The organism is Sphingobium phenoxybenzoativorans, assembly GCF_001757355.1.
Taxonomy (GTDB): Bacteria; Pseudomonadota; Alphaproteobacteria; order Sphingomonadales; family Sphingomonadaceae; genus Sphingobium; species Sphingobium phenoxybenzoativorans.
Genome location: NZ_MINO01000007.1, coordinates 63,395 through 87,892, shown reverse-complemented (window position 1 = coordinate 87,892; position 24,498 = coordinate 63,395). Strand labels below are relative to the sequence as shown.

At 62.1% G+C, this 24,498-nt stretch carries 23 protein-coding genes; 17 read left to right on the top strand and 6 right to left on the bottom strand.

Annotated features, from left to right (window positions below; genetic code table 11):
• Window positions 1–16: 16 nt before the first annotated feature.
• On the bottom strand, window positions 17–835 hold the full coding sequence (locus BHQ40_RS05890) for a phytanoyl-CoA dioxygenase family protein (protein WP_070154049.1): 819 nt from the start codon (window positions 833–835) through the stop codon (window positions 17–19).
• A 314-nt stretch (window positions 836–1,149) separates the two neighbouring features.
• Here BHQ40_RS05890 and BHQ40_RS05885 point away from each other — a divergent pair, with 314 nt between their 5' ends.
• Together BHQ40_RS05885 and BHQ40_RS05880 are read left to right on the top strand one after the other, a co-directional pair.
• Entirely contained in the window at window positions 1,150–3,372 is a 2,223-nt protein-coding gene (locus BHQ40_RS05885; RefSeq protein WP_171905776.1) for a TonB-dependent receptor, read from the top strand.
• Between the two features lie 72 nt (window positions 3,373–3,444).
• Window positions 3,445–4,215, top strand: coding sequence for an SDR family NAD(P)-dependent oxidoreductase (locus BHQ40_RS05880; protein ID WP_070153821.1), 771 nt, complete (start codon window positions 3,445–3,447; stop codon window positions 4,213–4,215).
• Between the two features lie 92 nt (window positions 4,216–4,307).
• On the opposite strand, the gene BHQ40_RS05875 is transcribed toward BHQ40_RS05880, so the two are convergent.
• Window positions 4,308–5,090 (bottom strand): SDR family NAD(P)-dependent oxidoreductase, encoded by a 783-nt coding sequence (locus BHQ40_RS05875; protein ID WP_253183273.1) that lies wholly within the window; start codon window positions 5,088–5,090, stop codon window positions 4,308–4,310.
• A 268-nt stretch (window positions 5,091–5,358) separates the two neighbouring features.
• On the opposite strand from BHQ40_RS05875, the gene BHQ40_RS05870 reads away from it, so the two are divergent.
• The 11 genes from BHQ40_RS05870 to BHQ40_RS05820 all read left to right on the top strand — a co-directional run bounded on the left by BHQ40_RS05870 (window position 5,359) and on the right by BHQ40_RS05820 (window position 18,724).
• Entirely contained in the window at window positions 5,359–6,513 is a 1,155-nt protein-coding gene (locus tag BHQ40_RS05870; RefSeq protein WP_070154045.1) for an oxidoreductase, read from the top strand.
• A gap of 27 nt (window positions 6,514–6,540) precedes the next feature.
• Window positions 6,541–7,119 (top strand): hydrolase, encoded by a 579-nt coding sequence (locus BHQ40_RS05865; protein ID WP_070153818.1) that lies wholly within the window; start codon window positions 6,541–6,543, stop codon window positions 7,117–7,119.
• A 13-nt stretch (window positions 7,120–7,132) separates the two neighbouring features.
• Window positions 7,133–7,891: an SDR family NAD(P)-dependent oxidoreductase gene (locus tag BHQ40_RS05860; protein ID WP_070153814.1), complete on the top strand. Its 759-nt coding sequence runs from the start codon at window positions 7,133–7,135 to the stop codon at window positions 7,889–7,891.
• A gap of 10 nt (window positions 7,892–7,901) precedes the next feature.
• On the top strand, window positions 7,902–8,975 hold the full coding sequence (locus BHQ40_RS05855; RefSeq protein ID WP_070153807.1) for an acyl-CoA dehydrogenase family protein: 1,074 nt from the start codon (window positions 7,902–7,904) through the stop codon (window positions 8,973–8,975).
• A complete protein-coding gene (locus BHQ40_RS05850) occupies window positions 8,975–10,198 on the top strand; it encodes an acyl-CoA dehydrogenase family protein (RefSeq protein WP_070153805.1) in 1,224 nt (407 codons plus the stop codon). The genes BHQ40_RS05855 and BHQ40_RS05850 overlap by 1 nt, the downstream gene beginning before the upstream one ends.
• Window positions 10,199–10,207: 9 nt before the next feature.
• On the top strand, window positions 10,208–11,362 hold the full coding sequence (locus BHQ40_RS05845; protein WP_070153803.1) for an acyl-CoA dehydrogenase family protein: 1,155 nt from the start codon (window positions 10,208–10,210) through the stop codon (window positions 11,360–11,362).
• Between the two features lie 7 nt (window positions 11,363–11,369).
• Complete coding sequence (locus BHQ40_RS05840; protein ID WP_070153800.1) at window positions 11,370–12,371, top strand: acyl-CoA dehydrogenase family protein; 1,002 nt, start codon at window positions 11,370–11,372, stop codon at window positions 12,369–12,371.
• Between the two features lie 96 nt (window positions 12,372–12,467).
• Complete coding sequence (locus tag BHQ40_RS05835; RefSeq protein ID WP_070153797.1) at window positions 12,468–14,849, top strand: TonB-dependent receptor; 2,382 nt, start codon at window positions 12,468–12,470, stop codon at window positions 14,847–14,849.
• A gap of 44 nt (window positions 14,850–14,893) precedes the next feature.
• Entirely contained in the window at window positions 14,894–16,159 is a 1,266-nt protein-coding gene (locus BHQ40_RS05830; RefSeq protein ID WP_171905775.1) for a spinster family MFS transporter, read from the top strand.
• A gap of 224 nt (window positions 16,160–16,383) precedes the next feature.
• The gene (locus BHQ40_RS05825; protein WP_070153791.1) at window positions 16,384–17,703 is read left to right on the top strand and encodes an amidohydrolase family protein; all 1,320 of its coding nucleotides are present in this window, start codon (window positions 16,384–16,386) and stop codon (window positions 17,701–17,703) included.
• Window positions 17,675–18,724: an NADPH:quinone oxidoreductase family protein gene (locus BHQ40_RS05820; RefSeq protein WP_083276726.1), complete on the top strand. Its 1,050-nt coding sequence runs from the start codon at window positions 17,675–17,677 to the stop codon at window positions 18,722–18,724. The genes BHQ40_RS05825 and BHQ40_RS05820 overlap by 29 nt, the downstream gene beginning before the upstream one ends.
• Window positions 18,725–18,748: 24 nt before the next feature.
• Here BHQ40_RS05820 and BHQ40_RS05815 read toward each other — a convergent pair whose 3' ends face one another.
• Together BHQ40_RS05815 and BHQ40_RS05810 are read right to left on the bottom strand one after the other, a co-directional pair.
• The gene (locus BHQ40_RS05815; protein WP_070153786.1) at window positions 18,749–19,219 is read right to left on the bottom strand and encodes a VOC family protein; all 471 of its coding nucleotides are present in this window, start codon (window positions 19,217–19,219) and stop codon (window positions 18,749–18,751) included.
• Between the two features lie 54 nt (window positions 19,220–19,273).
• Window positions 19,274–20,506 (bottom strand): cytochrome P450, encoded by a 1,233-nt coding sequence (locus BHQ40_RS05810; RefSeq protein WP_070153781.1) that lies wholly within the window; start codon window positions 20,504–20,506, stop codon window positions 19,274–19,276.
• 204 nt (window positions 20,507–20,710) lie between these two features.
• On the opposite strand from BHQ40_RS05810, the gene BHQ40_RS05805 reads away from it, so the two are divergent.
• The 3 genes from BHQ40_RS05805 to BHQ40_RS05795 all read left to right on the top strand — a co-directional run bounded on the left by BHQ40_RS05805 (window position 20,711) and on the right by BHQ40_RS05795 (window position 22,867).
• Window positions 20,711–21,190: a MarR family winged helix-turn-helix transcriptional regulator gene (locus tag BHQ40_RS05805; protein WP_171905774.1), complete on the top strand. Its 480-nt coding sequence runs from the start codon at window positions 20,711–20,713 to the stop codon at window positions 21,188–21,190.
• A 118-nt stretch (window positions 21,191–21,308) separates the two neighbouring features.
• Window positions 21,309–22,058: an SDR family oxidoreductase gene (locus BHQ40_RS05800; RefSeq protein ID WP_070153775.1), complete on the top strand. Its 750-nt coding sequence runs from the start codon at window positions 21,309–21,311 to the stop codon at window positions 22,056–22,058.
• A 29-nt stretch (window positions 22,059–22,087) separates the two neighbouring features.
• Entirely contained in the window at window positions 22,088–22,867 is a 780-nt protein-coding gene (locus BHQ40_RS05795) for an enoyl-CoA hydratase-related protein (protein ID WP_070153772.1), read from the top strand.
• A gap of 53 nt (window positions 22,868–22,920) precedes the next feature.
• Here BHQ40_RS05795 and BHQ40_RS05790 read toward each other — a convergent pair whose 3' ends face one another.
• Window positions 22,921–23,346: a nuclear transport factor 2 family protein gene (locus BHQ40_RS05790; RefSeq protein ID WP_070153769.1), complete on the bottom strand. Its 426-nt coding sequence runs from the start codon at window positions 23,344–23,346 to the stop codon at window positions 22,921–22,923.
• Window positions 23,343–23,540 carry a ferredoxin gene (locus BHQ40_RS05785; protein ID WP_246524880.1) on the bottom strand — a complete coding sequence of 66 codons (198 nt, stop codon included), beginning with the start codon at window positions 23,538–23,540 and terminating at the stop codon, window positions 23,343–23,345. The genes BHQ40_RS05790 and BHQ40_RS05785 overlap by 4 nt, the downstream gene beginning before the upstream one ends.
• Before the next feature lie 146 nt (window positions 23,541–23,686).
• On the opposite strand from BHQ40_RS05785, the gene BHQ40_RS05780 reads away from it, so the two are divergent.
• The gene (locus tag BHQ40_RS05780; RefSeq protein ID WP_070153766.1) at window positions 23,687–24,439 is read left to right on the top strand and encodes an SDR family oxidoreductase; all 753 of its coding nucleotides are present in this window, start codon (window positions 23,687–23,689) and stop codon (window positions 24,437–24,439) included.
• Window positions 24,440–24,498 lie beyond the last annotated feature (59 nt).

The following is a 24,498-nucleotide window of genomic DNA, read 5'->3' as shown; positions in this document are numbered from 1 at the left end:
CGATACCGGGTGGTTCCTAGGATGGCTTGTTTGCGTCCTTGAAAAGCATCTTGTTGAGGTCGCCCATCAATGCTGCCCGGTAGGCGACGGTTTCGGGATCAAGCTCCGTGGCCGGGCTGGGCTCATGCTCGAAATGGCCATATTCGTCGACACCGCGCACCAGCAACGCCGTGTCGCGTTCCCCCAGCGTCTGCTTCATATAGGTCGGGATGTACCGCACGACATAGCCGATGCGACGGTCGCCGGACATGTTGGGGTCCGATCCATGCACCAGCCTGGCATCGTGGACAGAGAATTGGCCTGGTTCCAGGGGCATCATCACCGCCCTGTCCGCGTCGACCTCAACCGTGATTTCCTGACCCCGGCTTAGCAGATTGTGTTCATGAAAGCTGTCCGCATGGGGCAGCAATTCGCGATGGGTGCCCGGTATGACCCGAAGCGCGCCGTTGGTTTCATTGCTGGGCGTGAAGGCGATCCACGCGGTCACCGTATGCGGCGGCTCCAGCCCCACATATTTCGCATCCTGATGCCAGGTGACGAATCCGGGATCGCGCGCTTCCTTGATGAAGAAACTTGCGCCCCACACGAAGATGTTCGGTCCGATGATGCTTTCTACCGCATCCAATATGCGCGGGTCCCGCACCAGATCGTTGAGCCAGGGAAGGACCATATGCGCCTTCACGCTGTAATTCTTGACGATCGGCCCATGGCGTTCTTCGAAATCTTCAAGCTGCTCCCGCAACCGAAGGGCTTCGGCAGGGGATAGGGCGTCGATGGGCGACAAATGCCCATCCTCCTGAAAATGGCGGACATCGTCTGCGGAAAGCGGCGGCATATCATTCTCCCGGATTATGCGCTGGCGGGCATTTTTGCTGACCAGATGCGCACCGAATGCATGCAATGAAATTCATCGTCTATCCGGCGGCGGCTTCGTGGACTGGGAAAATTATGGGTTTTGACAACAAGTTGCCCATCTCCCAAACATCGCCCGTAATTTGCATGCAATGGCGCGCGCCTGTTGTTAGCCTTCCTCATCAGCCAGGCAGCCCGCACTCGCAGCGGGGTAAAATGACGCCGGCGATTGGGAGAGGTGCAATGAGAACCTGTATTCAGGGAATGAGCGTTTTTGCCTTTTTGGCCGGGGCTGGCATGGCCCCATCCGCCGCGTCCGCGCAGGATGCCGGGTCCGCCCGGATTGAGGATATTGTCGTCACCGCGCGCAAGCAGGCCGAAAATGTCCAGGACGTGCCCATCGCCGTGACCCCGATCGGCTCCCAGAAACTGCAGGATGCATCGATCAAGGACATCGCCGAAATCCAGCGGCTGGCTCCCAACCTGTTTATCTCGTCAGTCACCAATGGCGGCCGCGCTGAAATCGCCATCCGCGGGCAGCGCGACATTGAAGGCACTCTGACCAGCGACGCGCCCGTCGGCGTCTATGTCGATGGCGTGAATATCCCCCGCGTGATTGGCCTGCGCTCCAGCTTCGTCGATATCGAACGGATCGACGTGCTGCGCGGTCCGCAGGGCACTTTGTTCGGCAAGAACACGACGGGCGGCGCATTCCAGATCGAGACGAAAAAGCCCTATGACGATTGGGGCGGCTATCTAGATTTTTCCTACGGCAATTATGACAGCAAGATCCTGACGGGCGCGCTGAATGCCGCTCTCGTCGCGGATAAACTGGCGGTGCGCGGCGTGGTCCAGTTGCGGCGGCAGGATGGGTATGGACGCAACCTGCTTGGGCAGGAGCTGAACGACGATCATACCGACAGCTACCGCCTGCATGTCCTTGCCACGCCAACGGACAGGATCAGCCTGCTTGTGTCGGGCGACTATGTACGCATGCGCAATACCGGCTCCGCCCTGAAGGTCGTTTATGTCCAGCCGCAGGCGACGGCCGGATCGATCCAGAACCGGGCGGTCCTTGGCCAGATCATGGCGGAGGAGGGGATAAATCCCGCAGCGCCTGATGCGATCTCCCGCGCCCAGGCGTTGCTGGAGGCGACGCAGAATGGCTCCTTTTACGATATGCCCTCCGACAAGCGCATCTATGACAATGTTAATGTGTGGGGCGTTTCCGGCACGTTGAACATCGATTTTGATTGGGCGGCGCTCAAGTCGATAACGGCGTATCGCGGTTTTGAGCGCGACAGCCTTTCCGACTATGATGCAACACCCTACACGTTGATTGAGCCGAACCTCGCGACCGAAGCACGGAACTTCTCGCAGGAATTACAACTCTCTTCGCAGGACGGCATTGGCTTCGATTGGGTTGCCGGCCTCTATTATAATCGCGAGACCGGACATGAGGGCAATCGCCTGCTGCAAGCCCCCACCTTCTTCGCAGGCAACCCGATCATCACCGACGGCGATGTCCTCAACAAGAATAAGTCGGCCTTTGCGCAGGTCATCTACGCTCTCAGCGACACGGTGCGCCTGACTGGCGGTATTCGTTATACCAACGAATTTCGCGCTCTCACGACCCGCAACCGGACAAGCGCCGGCGTATGTACCGTACCTCTCGTTGCGCCCGGCGCGCCATGCGAACGCAGCTTCCGCCAGACATTCGAGAACTGGTCCTATCTGGCCAGTGTCGATTGGCGTCCGTCGGACAATGTGCTGCTCTATGCAAACACCAGCCGGGGCTACAAGGCAGGCGGGTTCAATCTGCGCGGCACGTCCAACCCTGCAACCTTCGCGCCGTTCAGTCCAGAAAAGGCGACCAATTATGAGGTCGGCTACAAGCTGGACATGCTCGACCGCGCCCTGCGGGTGAATGGCGCATTCTTTTACACAGACTACGCCAACATTCAGAAGTCGACCAATGTGAACACAGCGAACGGGATCACCAGTTTCCTGATCAATGCGGCGGCTGCGGAAATATATGGCGGTGAAATTGAAGTGACCGCGGTGCCTGTAGCCGGACTGACCCTCAGCGCCAGCGGCGGGTGGACGCACGCCCGCTACACCCGTTTTCCCGACGCCATTCTGGGTGACAGGAGCGGCGAGCCATTTTCCATTCCTGAATTCACCTTCGGCCTCAACGCCTCTTATGTCGTGCCGGTGTCGATGGGCGACCTTCGTTTCAATGCGGACTATGCGTGGATCGATGACGTGAATTTCCGCCCCACGGCGCGCAATCAGGCGAGCGTCACGCAAAAAGCCTATGGCCTGCTCGGTGCGCGCGCTGCACTGGAAATCAAGGATCACGGAATTGAGGTCGCGCTGTTCGGCAAGAATCTGACCAACAAGCATTATTACGCCATGGTCGCGGATTATGATTCTTCCTTCGGCTTCAATGTCGCATTCCTGGGTGAGCCAAGGACTTATGGCATCGCCATCCGCAAGCGTTTCGGCGCAGAGAAATAATTGCATGCAATAATTTGCCGCATGGAAACATGCATGCTAACCCTGCGAAAATAAGCAACATCAGGAGCGGATATGGCGGATCGGTTGAAGGGTCGTGTTGTCATCGTCACTGGCGGAGGTCGCGGCATAGGCCGGGCCACTGCAGAACTTTTTGCGCGGGAAGGGGCGTCGGTCGTTGTCGCGACGCGGACTGCCGCGCCGGGGCAGGAAGCTGTGGACGCAATCACTGCGGCAGGCGGAACGGCGACTTTGATCGCGACGGATGTCGGTACGCGGCAGGCGGTCTCAGACCTTATTGCGCAAACCATCGCCCGGTTCGGCAAGATCGACGTCATTCTCCACAACGCCGCCGCATTTGGCGCGTCGTCCATCGCCGATCTGAAGGATTCGGAGCTGGAGGAGATATTGGCCGTAAACCTGAAGGCGGCATTCTGGTTTGCCGCCGAGGGTCTGCCCCACCTGCGCAAGAGTGACGCCGGCCGCCTTTTGTTGACCTCCTCCATTACAGGCAACAGGCAGGCATATCCCGGCTATGCCGCCTATGGCACGTCAAAGGCGGGTCTCAACGGCTTCATCCGGCAGGCGGGCTTCGAGTTTGCATCCATGGGCGTGACGGTCAACGGGGTCGAACCGGGCGTGACCTTTACCGAGGGCGCCCTCGCCACATTGTCGGAAGAACAACGCGCTGCGTTCGCCGCCATCATTCCGCGCGGACAGGCCGGATCGTCCGAGGATGTCGCCCAGGCGCTGCTGTTCCTGGCTTCGCCGGAATCTGCGCACATAACTGGACAGACGATCGTCGTGGATGGTGGCCAGAGTATCGGCGCGGCGACGCCCTTCTGATTGGGAGAGGCGCTGGATCGGTTATGATCCGGCGCCTTTTCATCTGGTCATCTTGAGGTTGCGTTTCTGCCGCGCTTTTTCCTGAAATCGGACTAAAGGGCGAAAGAATAGCCGCCGTTCACCGGTATCGTTTGCCCGGTGATCCATCCTGCCGCCTCGGATGCCAGAAACGTCGCCATCGCTGCCGCATCTTCGGGCGTGCCGAGGCGGCGGATGACATAATGCTGCAGCATTTTTCTCTGCAGGTCTTCATTGGAAAGCGCATCCTCCGACGTTGGCGTGACGGTTGCGCCCATCGAGATCATATTGACCGTTATGCTGTGACGGCCGGTGGATTTGGCAAGCGCGCGCAGAAATCCTGCGGCCCCGGCCTTCGCCGCCGAATAGGTTTCCAGTCCCGCTTCTCCAACCCGTCCAGCATCCGACAGGATGGTGATGATGCGGCCGCCTCCACCGCGCGCCACCATTGAGGGGAGGGCGGCATGGCAGCAGTGCATCACGCCGTAAAGATTGACCGAGAACCATCGATCCCAGTCGGCAGCCGGAACATCCCAGAAGGGCGCAGCGGATATATCCGGGCGCTGCGATGGTCCTGCATTTCCGGCGTTGTTGACCAATATGCCGATTTCGCCAAACCGCTCGCGCGCAAGGGACAGCATGGCGCGAACCTGTTCTGCATTAGAGACATCGGCCGGAGCGGCGATTGCGTCAAATCCCATGCTCCGTATCTCGTCTGCGACTTCCTCTGCGCGCTGCGGATGGAAATCATTGACGATCACGCCGCCCGCATTGTGCGCGGCGAGTTGCAGCGCAATCGACCGGCCGATTCCCTGGCCCGCACCGGTAACAAGCGCAGGGCGCTGCTTAAGGTCCAAGATCGGCGCTAATTGCATGCAAAATGCATAGATGTCCTGCGGCGGCGGCGCAACGATATTTCTCCCACAACTTGCGCCTTCAGCGCCAAATTTTGGAAGAAATGGCGACATTTGCTGGGGAATTGACGGAAGCGAGTGGGGGTTTTGAAAAGTCTGGAAGGCTTTCCAATCTTGCCAAGCTTGAAATTGCATGCAAAAGATCGCAAGCCTTATGCGCAGCCGAATTACGAAATTGATTCGAGCGAATTTTTAGGAAGAGATGCCGGACATGTCGTCAGTCGCTGAAGGGGAAGTCTCGATCGAGCCTCTGTTCACGCCGTTTGAATGTGGTTCGCTGCGTCTTTCCAACCGGTTCGTAATGTCGCCGATGACTCGGGAAATGTCGCCCGGAAATTTGCTGGGCGATGGCGCTGCCGCTTATTATGCGCGCCGCATTGCTGGCGGGTGCGCGATGGTGGTGACCGAGGGTTCGGCCATCGCCCACCCCGTATCTCATGCCAGTAGCCGGGTACCCAATTTCTACGGGGATAGCCTGCCACGCTGGAAAGGCGTTGCGGAAGAAGTGCATGCCAAGGGCGGCGCGATCTTTGCGCAGCTCTGGCACACGGGTCTGTACCGTGGGCGTGAAGATACGCTCAATCCGCAGGAGCCGTCGATCGCTGCATCCGTTCTTGGCGAGGATGACGGTTCGGTCCGTGCGATGACCACGCGCGACATTGAAGATGTTGTGGACGCCTATGCTGCATCCGCTGCGCATGCTTATGAAATCGGTTTTGACGGCGTGGAGATCCATGGGGCGCATGGCTATCTGCCCGACCAGTTTTTCTGGCCGCCAATGAACAAGCGCACGGATAATTATGGCGGCTCGATAGAAAATCGCGTGCGCTTCGCGGTTGAGGTGATTGCGGAGATGCGGCGGCGGACCGCCCCGGACTTCCCGATCATGCTGCGTTTTTCGCAGTGGAAGGGCGCAAAATATGACGCGCAGGTCGCGCGCACGCCGCAGGAACTCGAGGCATGGCTGACGCCGCTGGCTGATGCGGGCGTCGATATATTCGACGCTTCGACCCGGCGGTTCTGGCTTCCCGAATTTGAGGGGAGCGACATGAACCTCGCTGGCTGGGCGAAGAAGGTCACGGGCAAGGCGTCAATGACGGTCGGCTCCGTCGGCCTGGAAAGCCCGCTGGAGGTTTCCAAGATCGGCGAGATGAATGGCGCGGACGTGTCCACCGCCAATCTGCGGCGGCTGGTTGAGATGTTCGATCGCGGCGATTTCGATCTGGTGGCTCTTGGCCGGATCGTGCTGACCAACCCGGACTGGCCCAGTCTGGTGCGGGCCGGCCGTTTCGATGCCATTCGCCCCTATGACGCGGCCGCCGTGGCGGAGCGTCTGGAATGTGCGGCGCAGTCCGCTATCGTCTGACAAAGCAAGAATTTTCCGGAGGGTTATATGGTGGACACCGTTTTCGATCCCGCAACCACGGCGCTGGTTGCGATCGACCTGCAGCATGGCATCGTCAATCTGGAGGCGGTTCCCCATAAGTCTGGCGACGTCGTCGCCAATACAGCCAAGATAGCAAAGGCTTTGCGCGACAAAGGCGGCGTCGCCATTTTTGTGCGGGTCACCAACAGCGAGGATGGCGCGGACGCCTTGTCGCCGACCACGGACATCGTTCCCCCCGTCGCGCCGCCGCGCCCCAGCTATTGGGCTGAGTTGGTTCCCAAGCTCAACATCAAGGATGGCGACATCATCGTCACCAAGCGGCAGTGGGGCGCTTTCTACGGCACCGACCTGGAGATGCACCTGCGCCGCCGTGGCATAAAGACGATTATCCTGACTGGCATAGCGACCAATATCGGCGTGGAGTCGACGGCGCGCGATGCCTATGAGCGGGGCTTCGACCAGATTTTCGTGGAGGATGCGACATCGGCCCTTAACGCCGAAGCGCATAAGCATAGCTTCACGCTGTTCGGCCGGATGGGGCGTGTCCGTTCGACCGAGCAGGTCCTCGACGTTCTGGCAGGGTGAAGGGACAAAGGCCATGAAGGCCCGCAAGAAAGTCTCGACCGGCCGCCTCGCAGGCCGGAAAATCCTGATCACCGGGGGCAATTCCGGCATCGGCGCCGCCGCGGCGCGCCGCTTCGTCAAGGAAGGGGCGCTGGTCACGATCCTTGGCCGCGATCCCAAGACGCTTGCGGAAGTGGCGGAGGAAACCGGTGCCTATGCGGTTGCCGCCGACCTGTTCGATCCGGTGGCGGCCACCGAAGCGGTTGATGAGGCATTCCGTCTGATGAACGGAATGAATGGGCTGGTGTGCAACGCGGGCGTCAGCCTGTCCCGCCCCTTCGCCGACACCAGTCTGGAGGACTGGCACTGGGCGATGGACGGCAATGCGACCAGCATCTACCTCACCTGCCACGCGGCGTTGCCCTATCTGCGGCGCAACGATGCGGCGACGATCGTCAATGTCGGGTCCGCCGTGGCGTTAAGCCCGCTTTCCGGCCGGGCCGCCTATTCCGCTTCCAAGGCGGCAGTGCATGCCTTCTCCAAGGTATTGGCGATGGAGCTGGCGCCGCGCATCCGCTGCAACATCGTGTCGCCGGGCGCGGTTGATACGCCGATGGTGCGGGAAACCTTCACCGATCCGGCGCAGATCAAGCGCATCGAAAATCTCTACGCCGTCCGCCGCATGGGCCAGCCGGACGAGATCGTCGAGGCGATCCTGTTCCTCACCAGCTTTGAATCCTCCTTCGTCACCGGCACCACCCTGTCGATCGACGGCGGCAGGATTTTCTATTGAGCGCGCGGACGTGAATTTCGATTATACAGAGGAAGAACGCGCGCTGGCCGAGCAAGCGCGCAGACTGCTGGCTGATAAATCCCCGCCCGCACTCATCCGATCTCTGCTGGAGGGAGAGGGGGCGGATCGCCGCGAGGCGCTGTGGACGGAAATTTCCGCGCTCGGCTGGCCAGCGGTCGCCATTCCCGAAAGCCAGGGTGGGATAGAGTTCGGCCACGTCGCGCTATGTGCGCTGGCGGAGGAGATTGGCCGGGCGGTCGCGCCCCTGCCCATGCTCCCATCCATCTACCTTGCGGCCGAAGCCATCGCCGCCGCTGGCACTCAACCGCAGATGCAGCGGTGGCTGCCCGCGCTCGCGAGTGGAGAGATTATCGGTACGGCGTTTCTGACGCCGGGTGCGATAACGGTGCGGGACGGCAGGCTGACCGGCTCCGTCTCGCCAGTGCCCTATGGCGCGGAGGCGGGGGTCGCGATTATTTCGGCGGCGGATGGCCTGCATCTTGTCGACCTGACGCGGCCGGGCGTGACCCGTTCGGCGCTGAACACGATCGACGACAGCGTTCCGCATGCGGCGATCACATTTGATGCGGTGGAGGCGGAGCCTTTGGGTGCGCGCAACGGCAGCGCGCTTGGCGATCATATCGTGTCGCGCGCGGCGGTCCTGGTGGCGTTCGAGCAATTGGGCGGCGCTGAAGCCTGCCTGCAAATGGCGCTCGCCTATGTTCGTGAGCGCAAGACGTTCGCGCGCGTCATCGGCAGCTATCAGGCGATCAAGCACCGGCTCGCCGATATTTATGTCGCGACAGAGGTCGCGCGATCCAACGCCTATTATGCGGCATGGGCGCTCGCCACTGGCGCGCCGGAACTGCCGCTTGCGGCGGCGGCGGCGCGCATTGCTGCGACCGAAGCCTATGAGTTCGCATCGGCCGAATGCATTCAGATTCACGGTGGTATCGGGTTCACCTGGGAAGCGGACTGCCACCTGCATTATCGCAGGTCCCGGCTGCTGGCGCAGGCGCTTGGCCCGATGGCGCAGTGGCATGACCGGCTCGCCGATGCGCTGGACAGGCGGGAGGCGGCCTGATGGATTTCGACGATACGCCAGAGGACGCCGTCTTTCGCGCAGAGGTTCGCGCCTGGCTGGCAAAACATGCGCCGCGTCATGCGCCCCCGCCGGGGGAGGCCGATGCGGAGGGCTTTGCCCTGCTGCCGCTTGCCCGGCAATGGCAGACGGCAAAGGCGGAAGCCGGATATGCCCGGATCGGCTGGCCGGTCGCCTATGGCGGCCGTGGCGGGAGCGTTATTCAGGAGGTTATTTTCGACGAGGAGCAGCGTCGCTTCCCTCTGCCTCCGGACGCCTTCGGCATCAGCCTTGGCATGTGCATAACCACCTTGCTGAATTGGGCCGCGCCAGAAGTCCTTGAGCGCTTCGTCGCGCCGGCCCTGCGCGGCGAGGAAATATGGTGCCAGCTCTTTTCCGAACCCTCGGCCGGTTCGGACCTTGGCAACGTCCGCACCCGCGCGGTGCGTGACGGGGATGACTGGATCGTCACCGGGCAGAAGGTTTGGACCACCGGGGCGCATGTGTCGGACTGGGGTACGATATTGGTGCGCACCGATCCGGGTGCTGAGAAATATGCGGGCCTTAGCTATTTCTGGTTCGATATGCGCTCGCCCGGCGTCGAGGTGCGGCCGATCCGCCAGGCATCCGGCCATGCCGCGTTCAACGAGGTGTTCCTGACCGACGTCCGTATTCCCGACAGTCAGCGTCTGGGCGAAGTCGGCGGCGGGTGGAAGGTCGCGATCTCGACACTGCTGAACGAGCGCATGTCCGTGAACGAGGCGGACATTGCGAATATCACCATCGACGATGTTGTCGCGATGGCGCGGAAGGTCGCGCCCGATGGCAGGCGGCCGATCGATGATGCGGCGTCGCGCGCCCGTCTGGCCAGCCTCTATGTCCGCAGCCTTGGCGTCCGGTACAGCCGTTATCGTATGCTGACCCGTCTGGCGCAGGGCGAGGAACCGGGGCCGGAGGCCGCCATGGGCAAGCTCGTCCTTGGCCGGAATATTCAGGACATGGCCCGTTTCGCGATGGAGATGCGCGGGCCAGCCGGGATCATCGTCGATCGTCAGGGCGATCCCGAACTGACCGAGATGCAGGAGGCGTGGCTCTATGCCGCCGGGCTGCGCATCGCCGGGGGCACGGACGAGATTTTGCGGAACACCATCGCCGAGCGTGTTCTGGGACTGCCGCAGGAAACGCGGCTCGACCGCGGCATTCCATTCAACCAATTGTCGAACTGAGTATACGCCATGAACCTTGATTTCACGCCAGAGGATGATCTGTTCCGGCAGGAGGTGCGCGCATGGCTTGCGGACAATGTTCCGCGCGAGGTGCGCCCTGCGGACGGGCCGGACATGAAGGCGTTCGATCTCGCCTGGCAGAAGCGGCAATATGACGGCGGCTGGGCTGGCATCGCCTGGCCACAGGAATATGGCGGCAGGGGCTTCAGCACGATCCAGCAACTGATCTGGTATCAGGAATATGCACGGGCCGGGGCGCCCTATGTCGGCGTCAATTTCGTCGGCCTGCTGCATGGCGGGCCGACCCTGATCGCCAATGGATCGGAAGAACAGAAAACATCGCATCTGCCGCGCATCCTGAAGGGCGAGGAAGTGTGGTGTCAGGGCTTTTCCGAACCCGGATCAGGCTCCGACCTGGCGTCGCTCCGCACGCGCGGCGAGATTGATGGCGATCATCTGGTGGTGAACGGCCAGAAGATATGGACCAGCTTCGGCCAGTTTGCGGACTTTCAGGAATTGCTGGTGCGCACCGATCCGGACGCGCCCAAGCATAAGGGCATAAGCTGGGTCATATGCGACATGCGCAGCCCCGGCATCCGCGTCCGCCCGATCAAGACGATCGCGGGGCACCCCGAATATTGCGAAGTGTTTTACGATGACGTCCGCATCCCGCTGGCCAATGTCGTGGGCGGCCTGAACAATGGCTGGCGCGTGGCGATGTCGACGCTGGGGTTTGAGCGCGGCACCGGATTCATGGCGGAGCAGGTGCGGCTCGCGACCGATCTGGAGGCCCTGATTGCGACGGTGAAAGCGAGGGTGGATCTGGCCCGCGATACGGACATTCAGCGCCGTCTGGCGCGCCTGCGCGCAGAGGTCGCCGCGCTGCAGGCGATGACCTATTCCAGCATCTCCCTGAACGAGCGGCGCGGCGCGCCTGGCGCGGAAGCCTCCATCCTGCGGCTTTATCACGGTTTGCTGACGCAGCGCCTGGGCCGCATGTCGATGGAGATATTGGGCGCGGGAAGCCTTGAGCTGACCGACCCCGAAGAAGGCTGGACCGGCCCCTATCTCTACTCCTTCTCCCGGACGATCGGCGGGGGCACCGCCGAAATCCAGCGCAACATCATCGCCGAGCGGGTCCTGGGCCTGCCGCGCAGCCGATAGGATATTTATGGACCTGATGCCTTCGCCGGAAGAAGAACAGATCATCGACATGGCGCGCGGGCTGCTGTCGAAGGAGCTGCCGGTCGATTATCTGCGATGGGAGGAAGGACCGGCCAAGGCGGCCGATCGCGCCCTGTTGCCGCAATGCGCGGAACTGGGCTGGATAGCGCTCGGCCTTTCCGAGGAGCATGGCGGCTTCGGATTTGGCGCGACGGAGGAAATGCTGCTGTTCCGGGAAGTGGGGCGGGCGCTGGTGACGCCTGTTCTGTTCGCATCGGTCATCGCCGCGCGCCTCGCCGCGACGCTGGGGGAGAGCGATCTGACGGCGGCGATTGCGACGGGGAATGCGACGGTGTCGCTGGCTGTGCCGGATGCTGGCGGCAGCGGCTATTTCCTGATCGATGCGGAAGGCAGCGACCGTATTTTGCTGGTTGATCATGACAGCGTGACGTTGCTCGACCCTTCCGCATTTTCCAACCGCAGCGCGATACGGAGCCTTGATCCCACCGTGACGCTGGAAAGCGCAGTGCTGGATTCCGGCGCGGCGGGCCTGCAGGTGGGCGGCCGCGACGCCGAACCTTTGTTCCGGCACATATCCCTGCTGATCGCGGCGATGCTGGTTGGCGCGGCGGAGGCGGTCCGCGACCTGTCCGTGGCGCACGCGAGCGAGCGCACGCAATTCGGCCAGAAGATCGGGACTTTCCAGGCGGTGAGCCATCCCTGCGCCGATATGGCCGTGCGATGCGAAGCCGCCTTGTCGCAGGCGAAGCTGGCCGCCGTGGTCGTGCGGGACGCCGGCGACGATGCGGAGTTTCAGGTGACTGCAGCGCGCATCGTCGCGCTCGATGCCGCGCTTTCCAACGCGGCGGCGGCGATCCAATTGCATGGAGGGATGGGGTTCGCCGCCGAATATCCCGTCCACTTCTATCTGAAGCGGGCGCACCTTCTGGATCAGGTTGGCGGACGAATTGCATTGCAACTGGACGATTTGTTCGCCCTTAATGCCTGATTATTTGAATTTTCGGCCAATGTCATTTTAGATTGCATGCAATATGGGTGTGATCTACTCTCTCCCCAATAAAAAGAATCATTGGGGAGAGAGTGAATGAAGGCAAATCGTTGGATGGCCTGCGCGGCCGCATGGACAGTGGCTGCGGCGATGGCCCCGGCGGCTCTGGCCCAAACCCAGGCCGAGGCGCAGGCAGGGGCGCAAGTTCAGCCGCAGGCCGATGACGGCGCCGCCAATGGCGACATCATCGTTACCGCGCAAAAGCGTGTGCAGACGCTTACCGAGGTTCCGGTTTCCGTGTCGGTGCTTTCGCCCGTCACGATGGAGCGGCAGGCAATCGTGGAGAGCCGCCAGCTTGTCCAGATTTCTCCATCCCTGACCTTCTCCGAAGGCAGCGCGGATCGCGGCGCCAGCTTCAACATGCGCGGCATTTCCTCGACGGCGCAGGAGGGCGGCATTCAGCCGAGCCTGGCGCTGGTGATCGACGGCGTGCCCATTGCACGGCAGGGCGAGTTCCTGTCCAACTTCATGGATATTGAGCAGATCGAGGTTCTCGCAGGACCGCAGGGCACGCTGTTCGGCAAGAATGCGACCGCGGGCGTTATCAATATCCGCACCCGCAATCCGAGCCGCGATCTGGAGGTGACCGGGCAGGCCGACTATACCACCGATGACGAGATCGTCCTGCGCGGCACAGTCAACCTGCCGCTGAGCGATGCGGTCCGCCTGCGGCTCAACGGCCTGTATGACGACCAGTCGCCCATCATTCGCAATGTCGGCATCGGCGGTGAAGTCGGCGGGAGCAAGACCTACGCCTTTTCCGGCAAGCTGGCGGTGGACCTGTCGCCCGATCTCGACCTGCTGATCGCGGGCGATTACCGCCATCGTGAGAATACCTATGGCGTCGCCATGATCCTGGTGCCCAATTCCGGGGCGCTTGGCGATTTGCAGCGGGTGACGATGGGCGTGCCGATCGGCCGGGGTGTCGACGTCACCAATGTCGACGGCAACAGTCTGACGGAATCGGAGGGCTGGAGCGTCGCGGGAACGGTCAACTGGCGCTTCGCTGACAAGTGGACCGCCACGTCGATTACCGCCTATCGCGAATATAGCTTCGATAATTCGACTGATATCGATGCGGGGCCGACCGGCTGGCTAAAGGGACGGGGCTTTGCGCCGAACCCCAATAATTACCCCATCTCCTACATCGACCGGGGCTTTCCGCGCCAGCCGTCCGACTCGCATTACTTCTCCCAGGAACTGCGCTTCGCCTATTCCGGCGACAGTTTCGACGTGGTGGCGGGCGGTTTCTACCAGCGCTACCGGGAGGAGCTGGCCGGTTCCAGCCCCTTCATCCGCAACGGCTTCTATATCGACGGCGCGGCGCTGACGGCGGATTACCGCAATGACAGCAAGGCCCTGTTCGCCGATGCGACCTGGGAATTTATCGACAGCTTCAAGCTGTTCGGCGGCCTGCGCTACACATGGGAAAGTGTTGGCGGCACCTATGTCCGCACGCCCTACAACAACCCGGTTGCCGCATTCGATCCGGTAACGGGCGTCAACAACGCCGCGCCCGTCGCGCGCTTCGCCTATGATCAGGATCGCAGCGACAAGAATCTGTCCGGCCGCGCGGGCATCCAATATGTGCCGACCCGCGACCAGAATTATTATGTCTCGTTCAATCGCGGCTTCAAGGGCGCCGCGCTCGACCTGTCGTCGGGCTGGACCCCCGCCGCCCGCGTCTTTGCCGCGCCGGAAATCGCCACCGCGTTTGAGGTCGGCACGCGCCAGACCATATTGGACAATAAGCTCTACTTCAGCCTGGCGCTCTACGCGCAGAAGGTGAAGGATGTGCAGCAGGCGACCACCGTGCCGGACTCCACGACCCTGGCCACGCAGTTGCAGAATGCCGGCGACATCAAGTCGCGCGGCGTGGAGATGCAGTTCAACTGGCGGGCGACGCGCGGCCTGACCCTGGCGGGCGGCATTGCCTATACCGATGCCGAATATCGCGGTGGTCTGGTCACCTGTAATGTGTCCCAGCGCGCCGGGCTGCAGGGCGGCTGCACCCTTGACCTCAACAATGACGGAATCGCCGAAACTCAGTCGCTTACCGGCCATCCGGCAAAGGAGACGCCGAAGGTCTCGCTGAACATGTCCGCCGATTATGAGCATCGCATCGACAATGGCGGCCGCCTGTTCACCCATGTCGGGGCAAGCTGGATCGACAAGATCCAGTATCAGCTCCTCAACGATCCGCTGACGCTGGAGCCGAGCCACTGGCTGGTTGATGCGTCGATCGGTTACGAAAGCCCGGATCGCAAATGGCGGGTCATGCTGTTCGGCAAAAACCTGACGAACGAGTTTTATTACGGTAATCTGGGCCAGACCGATGGATTCATTGCACGGTCCTGGGCGCGCGTATCCCGCGATTCCAAGCGCTATGGGGGGATTTCTGTGAAGGTCGCGATGTAGTGGCAAGCCAGGCGCGGGCCAGCGAAACTCCTCCGGCGGGTCCTGTGCCGGACGCGCATCGCTGGTACGCGCTGGCGCTGCTGGCCACCGCCTATGTCTGCCATTCGATAGATCGTCAGGTCATCGCCGTCGTCATCGAACCCATTAAGCGGGAATTTCAGGTCAGCGACAGCGGCATGGGGGTGTTGGGCGGTCTTGCCTACACCACCGCGTTCGCGCTGGCCTGCCTGCCGATGGGTTGGCTGATCGACCGGGTGCGGCGGCGGACCCTGTTCAGCATCATCCTCACCATATGGAGCGGGCTGACCGTCCTGTGCGGTTTCGCCGGCCATTATATGACCCTGCTGCTGATGCGGATGGGGGTCGGCGCGGCGGAGGCGGGCGCGCAGCCCCTATGCCTGTCCCTGATTTCGGACAGCTTCCCGGTCCGCGAAAGAAGCACCGCGATCGGCCTTTTCTACCTGAGCGCCGCGGTCGGCGTGGCGTCGAGCTTCCTGATCGGGGGCGTGGTCGCCGCCCATTTCGGCTGGCGGGCGGCGTTCTTCGTCGCGGGCCTGCCGGGCATTGCGGTCGCCTTGCTGATCATTCTGACCCTGCGGGAACCGCCGCGCGGCCGGTTCGACGAGCAGGCGCATCATGGCGCATCCACCGTGCGGGAGGTTCTGCGGCATGTCCGCCATACGCCTGCGCTGATTCATCTGGGCATCGCGATGGCGCTGACCTCGCTGACGGTCACGGCCCTTTGGGTCTGGGCGACGTCGCTGCTGATCCGCGTGCACGGGCTTCCGCTTGGCCAGGCCGGCGTCGTCGTTGCGGCGGGGGCGGCATGTTCGGCCATCGGCTCGGTCCTGTGCGGCCGGATCGCCGACCGGCTGGTGACGCGATCGCGCCGCCGGTTGGCGCTGGTGCCGCTGGTGACGAGTTTGCTTTGCGTGCCCTTCGGCATCGGTTTCGCCTATGCCCCGACGCTGCCGGTTGCGCTGGCCTGCCTGTTCTGCACCGGCGTCGCGATGGGCGGATATCTGGCGCCCGGTTACAGCATGGCGATGGGCCTGGTCAGTCCGGGCATGCGCGGGATCGTCGCGGCTGCGGTGCAACTGGTCATCAACCTGCTGGGGTCAGGACTTGGGCCGGTGGTGGTGGGCCTGTTCAGCGACGCGATAGGCGGCGAATATTCGCTCCGGCCCGCGCTGGCGCTGACGATGCTGTTCAACATCTGGGCGGCGTTCCATTTCTGGCAGGCGTTCCGGCATGGTCCCACGGAGGGCGGCGCGGAGTCGGGCGCAAGGGGAGCCGCCGTGTCGCATTGACCAGGCATTGCTATTTTGCATGCAAAATTTCCAATATTAGATGAAAAATGCACCTAAATTGGGGATATTGAAAAAAATACCGCTCCAGATTTCATGTAATTGTATGCGAATCCTGTTGCCATCCAGGGCGAGTTGGGGCAATTATGGTCGCAGAAAACGGGCGGCGCCCGTAATGTGAATGCGGCTGCGCAGCACCGCGCGCAAGCCTTGCAAGGAGAGGTGGCATGAAGCTTGAAGACATGATTCTGGTGAGCGTCGATGATCATATCGTTGAGCCTGCAGACATGTTCGACCAGCATGTGACGGCTGCGCAGAAGTCGCTGGTGCCGCATGTCGTTCATACCGATGGCGCGGACCACTGGGTCTATGAGGGGCGCAAGCTCCCCAATCCCGGTCTGAACGCTGTCGCCGGCCGCGTGCCGGAAGAATTTGGCTGCGAACCCGCCTGCTACGAGCATATGCGCCTTGGCGCCTATAATGTGCATGCGCGCGTGCAGGACATGAACGCCAACGGCCTGCTCGGTTCGCTGAACTTTCCGACCTTCCCCGGATTTTCGGGCGACCTGTTCCTGAGCGCCAAGGACAAGAATGGCGCGCTGGTCGCTGTGCAGGCCTATAATGACTGGCATATCGACGAATGGTGCGGCGCCTATCCCGGCCGTTTCATCCCCACCGCGATCACGCCGATGTGGGATGTCAACCTGATCGTCGAGGAGATCAAGCGCGTCTCCAAGAAGGGATGCCATTCGATCAGCTTCACCGACAATCCGTCGAAGAAGGGGCTGCCGGGCCTGCACACCGATTATTGGGAGCCGATGTGGAAGGTCTGCGCCGATCTGGACGTGGTGATCTGCAACCATATCGGCACCGGCAATGTGCCGCAGCATCCGTCGATGGAATCGCCGATCGACGCCTGGATCATCGGCATGCCGATCTCGGTGTCCCTGAGCGCCGCCGACTGGATTCACCTGAAGGCGCTGCAGCGCTATCCCAATCTGAAGATCGCGCTTTCGGAAGGCGGCATCGGCTGGATTCCCTATCTGCTGGAGCGCGCCGACTTCACGCATCAACAGCATGGCGCGTGGACGCATGCCGATTTCGGCGGCAAGAAGCCGAGTGAAATCTTCCGCGAGCATTTCATCACCTGCTTCATCGACGACAAGTTCGGCATCGCGAACCGGCATGAGATCGGCATCGAGACGATCACCTATGAATGCGACTATCCGCATTCGGACTCGCTGTGGCCGAAGTCTGCGGAATGGCTGATCGAAAGCTTCGCCGGCATTCCCGATGACGAGATCGACCTGATGACTCACAAGAATGCGATGAAGGCGTTCCACTACGATCCCTTCGCCATTCTGGGCCGCGAGAACTGCACGGTCGGCGCGCTGCGCGAGCAGGCCCGCGACGTGGACATCAGCCTGAAGGCCTATGGCGCGCATGGCGGCGCAAGCCCGCTGGAGCAGGGCGTGAAGCGCGTCGTCACCTCTGGCGATGTGGTGAAGATGTTCCCGCATGCGATCGAGGAAAAAGAACCCGCCTGAGCTTCTCTCCGGCCCGGTCGCAGTGCAGAGCGAGCGGACCATGCGTGCGGTGGTGGTGCGGTCTTTCGCGCCCCTCCGCATGGCATTGGAGGAGGCATCCGTCCCGGATCCGGGTGCGACAGAGATTCGCATCCGGGTCCGGGCGTGTGGCGTCAGCTTCGTCGATGCGCTGACCGCGCGCGGCGAATATCAGGTGACGCCTGACCTGCCCTATGTGCCGGGCAGCGAATGCGCCGGGATCATCGACGCCATCGGTCCGGACGTTGCCGGTTTCCGGGTTGGCGACGCGGTATGCGCGCTCGCCTGGGGCGGTCCCTTCGCTGAATATCTGTGCGTCGATCAGGATGCAGTCGCGCTGCTTCCGCCCGGCGTTGAGTGGGCTGAGGCGGCGGTGCTGCGCGTCGCCTATACGACGGCCTGGCATGCCCTGAAGGATCGCGGCGCGCTGGCGGCGGGGGAGCGCCTTCTGGTGCTTGGCGCCGCGGGATCGGTGGGGCAGGCGGCCATCGAGCTGGGGAAAATCCTTGGCGCCACCGTGATCGCCGCTGTGCGTGGCGAGGCCAAGCGGGCCGCTGCCCTGGCGGCAGGCGCCGACACAGTGATCGACATTTCCGGGTGCGGGCTGCGCGAGGCATGGGAACAGGCCGGACTGTCGCCCGTGGATGTGGTTCTCGACCCCGTGGGCGGCGATGTGAGCGATGCGGCCTTCCGCCTGCTCGGCTGGGGCGGACGGCATCTGGTGGTGGGATTTGCGGGCGGGGCGATCCCGGCGATCAAGGCGAATATCGCGCTGCTGAAAGGGGCATCGCTGGTGGGGGTGAATGTCGGGCGCTTCAATAAAATTGCGCCAGTGCAGGCGGCCGCCAATCTGGCGAAGATAATGAGCCTGTATGCCGCCGGGGAGATAAGGCCCAGGGTCGGGGCCTGCTTCACGATGGAGGCGTATCAGGAGGCGCTCGACCTGGCCTCCAGCGGAAAGGCGATTGGCCGGATCGCGCTGATGATGGACGCCAAGGACTGACCGCCCGGCGTCAGTCCAGAACCGTCAATTGCGCGGCACTTCGCTGAAAAAGCGCATCCCGTCCGGCATCGCATAGACATATTCGTGATAATGGCCGTCGACGCTGCGGCTGTCCGTATAGATGATCTCAAACTGGCCGGGCACGGAAATGGTCGACGCGACCGGAGTGGCCGTAAGCGCTATGGCTTGTTCCACTTGGCGCCACTGGTCCGCATCCTCGATCAGATGCCCGATATGGTGGAAGCGCAGGCCATCGGGCTGGTCAGGCAAGGTCCCGGCGTAGAGCGGCGAAGGCTCCCCCTGCGGATCGAGTATCTCGACCATCCGGTCGCCGGCCCAGGCCAGCCCAACCCGCAACGCATAGGGGCCGTTCGCCGTGTCAAAGACCATGAAGTTGCGCACCCCGAAGGCGGCCGCATAGCGCGCGATCGCGCCATCCAGATCGCGCGTGACATAAGCTGTCTGAAATGCGCGGCCATAGAGCGGACCCGCCACGGCGTTTCTCCTTCCCACCCGCTCCTTATGGGAGCCTTTATGCTGGCGGCGGCCTCAATCCCAGGCGAGGTGCATTTCGTCGATGCCGAACACCGCGCCGCCATTCGTGCGCACCTCTGTCCCTTCCTTGATGCGGAAAGGCGGGATGCGGTCGAGTATCTCATTATAGGCGACGACAAATTCGCGGCGGGCAAGGTGCGACCCGATGCACCGGTGCGGACCGTAGGAAAAGGCCACATGCCGGTTGGCTGCCCGGTCGAGATCGAAATCGTTGGGGTTGGAAAACTCCGCCGGATCGCGGCTGGCGTTGAATGTCGGGACGGACACCCAGTCGCCTGCCTTCAACAGCACGCCGCCAATCTCCGTATCCTGCGTCACCCGGCGGTGTGAGATCACGATGGAATAGAGGCGGAGAAATTCCTCGACCGCTGCGGGGATCAGGCTGCGGTCGGCGCGCAGCTTCGCCTGCAGTTCGGGATGGGTGGCAAGATAATGGAAATGGAAGCCCAGCGAGGAAGCCACGGTGTCGAGACCGCCGATAAAGAGCAGGAAGCAGATGCCGATGATTTCATCCTCGGTCAGCTTGCGTCCGTCGATTTCGGCCTGGACGGAGAAACTGATGAGATCAGTGCCGGGATTTTCGCGGCGCTGCTGAATTGCGCCGCGCAGATAATCGACGATGGAGCGGATGGATTTTACCCGCGTTTCGGCGCTGAAGCTTTTGAGCAGGCCCGCTTCCCACTCCAGGAACATCGGCATCTCCTCCAGCGGGAGGCCGAGCAGTTGCAGGAATACGGAGACCGGGAAAGGCTGAGCGAAGGTGGATACGAATTCGCATTCCTTCCCGCCCTCTATCTTCGCGATCAGGCGGGATGCGGCCTCCCGCACGCCCGCGTCCATCTTCGCCACTTCCTTGGGGGAGAATAGCGGATTGAGCAGGCCGCGCAGCGGCGCATGGTGCGGCGGATCGAGTTCCAGCGGGACAAGATCCCAATTTTCGCCGATCAGCGAGGAAAAGCCGACCTGGCCGCGGCTGGAAAATATCTCCGGCGATTGCAGGACGTAGCGGATGTCCTCCGCCTTGGTGACGATCCAGCAGCCCGGCAGCAGATAATGGGTCGGCGAATAGAAAATGCGCGGCGCATTTTCATGCTGCCAGCGCACCGCCTCAAACGGGTCCGTCTTGAAAAGAGGGTCGCTGTGAAAATCGAACGGGATGACCAGTTCGGCCGGAACATGTGCAGGCGCGCTGTTCCCGTCATTCATCGCCAAAACAGGGTCACCCATCAAACGCTCCTCTAAACTCGCTCTCATATTGCATGCAAATGTCGAAGTCTCGCCCGGAAATCCGACTGTCGACGACCTCGCAATCTTATGTCATTGGGATTATGCATGCAATAGATAGGTGAAAGGCCGGTTGCGATATGTCGCGCCAGTCCCATTGCGGGATCGATATTGACAATAATGCGTCATTTTGACAGCCGTCTACATATGCCTGACACAGCCCCTGACCCCGCCAATGATTCCGCTGTCGATGATTTCGCCGGTCTGATCGACGAGATTTACCGGCTCAATGGCCGGCTGGTCGCCGCAAACAAGATGACGACTCGCGTGGCTGGCCTGCGCCCCACCCACTGGATCGTCTTTACGGCCATCGCCCGCGCGGTGGAGCCGCCAACCGTGCCGCGCATCGGCCGGGCGCTGGGCCAGTCCCGTCAGGGGATTCAGCGCGTTGCGGACGATCTGGTCGGCAATGCGCTGGTCGAATGGATCGACAATCCGGACCATAAGCGCGCCAAGCGGCTGATCCTGACCGGGGAGGGGCGGAAGGTGTTCGAAATGGCCGATGAGGAGGGCGCGATCTGGATGAGGCGGGTCAGCGCGGGCCTTGACGCCGGAGCGATCCGCGAGGCGCGGCAATTGCTGCAGTCCCTGCGGCGCAATCTGGAGCAGGACGCCCGATCGCAATAGCCGCCGAGGGCTTGTTCGCGCTTTTTCTGTTGCAACCGACATGACTTTGCTATTTTGCATGCAATGTTGACGAGGCGCGCCGGAGCGTGCCCGTCCGATAGCGAGAAAAAGGTGAGGCATGGAATCTCTGAACGGACGCATCGCGGTTGTCACCGGCGCCTCCAAGGGCCTTGGCCGCAGCATTGCGGTCAAGCTGGCGCAGGCGGGCGCGAAGGTGGCGCTGGTCGCGCGGTCGCGCGACGCGCTTGAGGCTTTGGCCGCTGAAATCGGCAATGGCGCACGCGCCTTTCCCTGCGACCTGAGATCGCCCGACAGCATCCGCGCCGTATTCGCCGAGATCGCCGCGCATTATGGCCGCATCGATACCCTAGTGAACAATGCCGTGATGTGCCTGCTCAACCCGATCGACGATGTGTCGGATGAGGATGTGCGGTGCGAGGTGGAAACCAATTTCATGGCGCCGATCTTCTGCATCAGGGCCGTGGTCCCGTTCATGCGGGCGCAGGGTGGCGGCGAAATCATGAACATAACCTCGGATTCGGTGGGGACGCCCTTCCCGATGCTGACGATCTACGCCGCGACCAAGGGGGCGTTGGAAACGCTCTCGCTTGGCCTGCGGACGGAACTGAAGCCGGACAATATCCGCGTCATCACCTTCCGCTCCGGCTATATGGAGGAAACCTCCTCACAGGCGTTGTGGAGCGAGGAGCGCCGCGCGCAATTCTACAAGGTGCTGCAGACGACCGGCCTTGGCCATTATGCCGGCGAGGGGGTGCCTTCCGACATGCAGGCGGATGCGGTCGTCGCAGTGCTCGCATTGCCGCACCGCGCGAATGTCGAGCATATTACCGTGCGCAGCACGCAATAATTCAGACCATATATTGATGCCGGGGAAAGATGATGCCTGAATTCTACGAGATGGAACGGCGGGGCAGGGTGACGATTTTCACGATCGCACGCCCCCAGGCGATGAATGCTTTGCATGCAAAGGCCAATTTCGAACTCGCCGCCGGTTTCGATGCATTCGCTGAAGATCCTGACCAGTGGATCGCGATTATCACCGGCCAGGGGGAAAAGGCGTTCTGCGCGGGCAACGACCTGAAACAGGAACTGGCGGAAGGCGAGCCGATCGTTCCGCACACCGGCTTCGGCGGCCTGACCAACCGTTTCGACCTGACCAAGCCGGTCATCGCGGCGGTCAATGGCCTGGCGCTTGGCGGCGGATTTGAACTGGCGCTGGCGTGCGACCTGATTGTCGCTGCGGAAAATGCGTCCTTTGGCTTGCCCGAAGTACGGGTTGGGCTGGCGGCGATGGGCGGCGGCCTGCTGCACCTGCCGCGGCATATCGGCCCGAAGCGCGCGATGGAACTGGTGCTTACGGCCAAGCGCATTTCGGCGCAGGAGGCTCTCTCGCTTGGCCTGGTGAACCGCGTCACGCCCGCCGGTGGCGCATTGGAGGGGGCATTGGCGCTGGCCGATGAAATCGCGAAGGCGGCGCCCCTGTCGACTCGCGCGTCAAAGGCGGTGATGAAGCGTGCGCTGGAGCAGGATATTTCCTCCGCGATGCTGAGCCATCTCGACTATCCCGAAATCATCGCGATGCGGACGTCGCAGGATGCTCTGGAGGGGCCGCGCGCCTTTGCGGAGAAGCGGGAGCCGCGCTGGGCGGGCGTTTGACATTAAGGAGTCCGGGAGGCTCCGCATGGAGCCTCCCGTCATGAGGATTTGCGCTATCCGGCGATGAACGCCAGCAGATGCGCGGAGTCCAGATATTCGCGCAGGGCGACGATCTGCCCGTCCCGGATCACGAACAGGCTGTGATAGCGGTTGTTATAGAGCATGCCGCTGCCGTTCACGCAGTTGGAAACGGTCTCCACCGCGACCCGATCGCCCTCGGCCGTCATGCCCGTCACCTTGACGCTGAAGGGGCCAGCCATGGCCGGGGCCATGACCTCGGCGAAGAAACGGCTGAGTCCGTCCCGGTCATACAGGCCGCCATGCGGCGCGGGCGCGATCAGCTCGAATGCGACGTCAGGGGCAAGGCGTGCGAAGGCGGCATCGGCGCGCCCGGCATCGACATCGGCAAAGAATGCCGTGACGAGCGCCTTGTTTTCCGCTTCCTGTGACACCTGCCTGTCCTCCGCAACCGCGCTCATTCTTCGACCAGCGTGATGGCCCGTTCCGGGCAGGCGCGCGCGCCCCGCTGCGCCAGAGCTTCCTGACCCTCCGGCACGGAATCGCCATCGGCGATGCAATAGCCATTGTCATCCAGACGATATATGTCCCCTGCAATGGCGGCGCAGCGCGCATGACCAGAACATAGGCTTGTGTCGACTTTGATTTTCAGCACGTAATCCTCCCTCGCGATTCTGCGAATGCTCTAACTTGCATGCATTTCTAGAAAAATATTGGAGATTTCTCAACCGGAAATGATCTGGACGGGCATGATTGCATGTAATATAGCGATTTCCATAATGTCTGAACCAGGAGGGACGAGTGGATTTTTCCAATAAGGTAGCAATCGTGACCGGAGCCGGCGGCGGCATCGGCGAAGCCTATGCGAAATCGATAGCCGCGCTGGGCGCTGCCGTCGCCATTGCCGATATCAACGAAGCGGGCGCGCAGCGCGTGGCGGGTGAAATCAAGGCATCGGGCGGCAAGGCTTTCGCGGTCAAGGTCGACGTGTCGAAAGAGGAATCCTGCAAGGCGATGGCCGATGCCGTCGTCGCGGAATTTGGCGGCATCGATTTCCTGGTGAACAACGCGGCCATTTATGGCGGCATGGAAATGCATTCGCTGATGGACGTGCCCTATGCCTATTGGCAGAAATTCATGTCGGTCAACATGGACGGCTGCCTGCTGGTGACCAGGGCGGTTGCGCCGCATATGGAAAAGCGCGGCGGCGGCTCCATCGTCAACCAGTCGTCCAGCGCCGCCTGGCTGCCGCGCGCGGGCTATTATGGCATCGCAAAGCTGGCCCTGAACGGCATCACGCAGAATCTGGCGATGGAGCTTGGCCCCAAGAAGATCCGGGTCAACGGCATCGCTCCGGGACCGACCGATACCGAAGCGACGCGGACATCGACGAGCGAGGGGCTGGTGGACAGCATCGTCGCTTCGCTGGCGCTGGCGCGCATGGGCGAAGTCAAGGACATGGCCGACGCCTGCAATTTCCTGCTGTCCGATGAAGCAAGCTGGATCACGGGGCAGATTCTCTGCGTCGATGGCGGCTTCATCATGCGCCCCTAAGGTCGTTGGCCTGAAGTCATTGGCCTGAAGCTATTGGGGCGCGGCATGGTGCTGCGCCC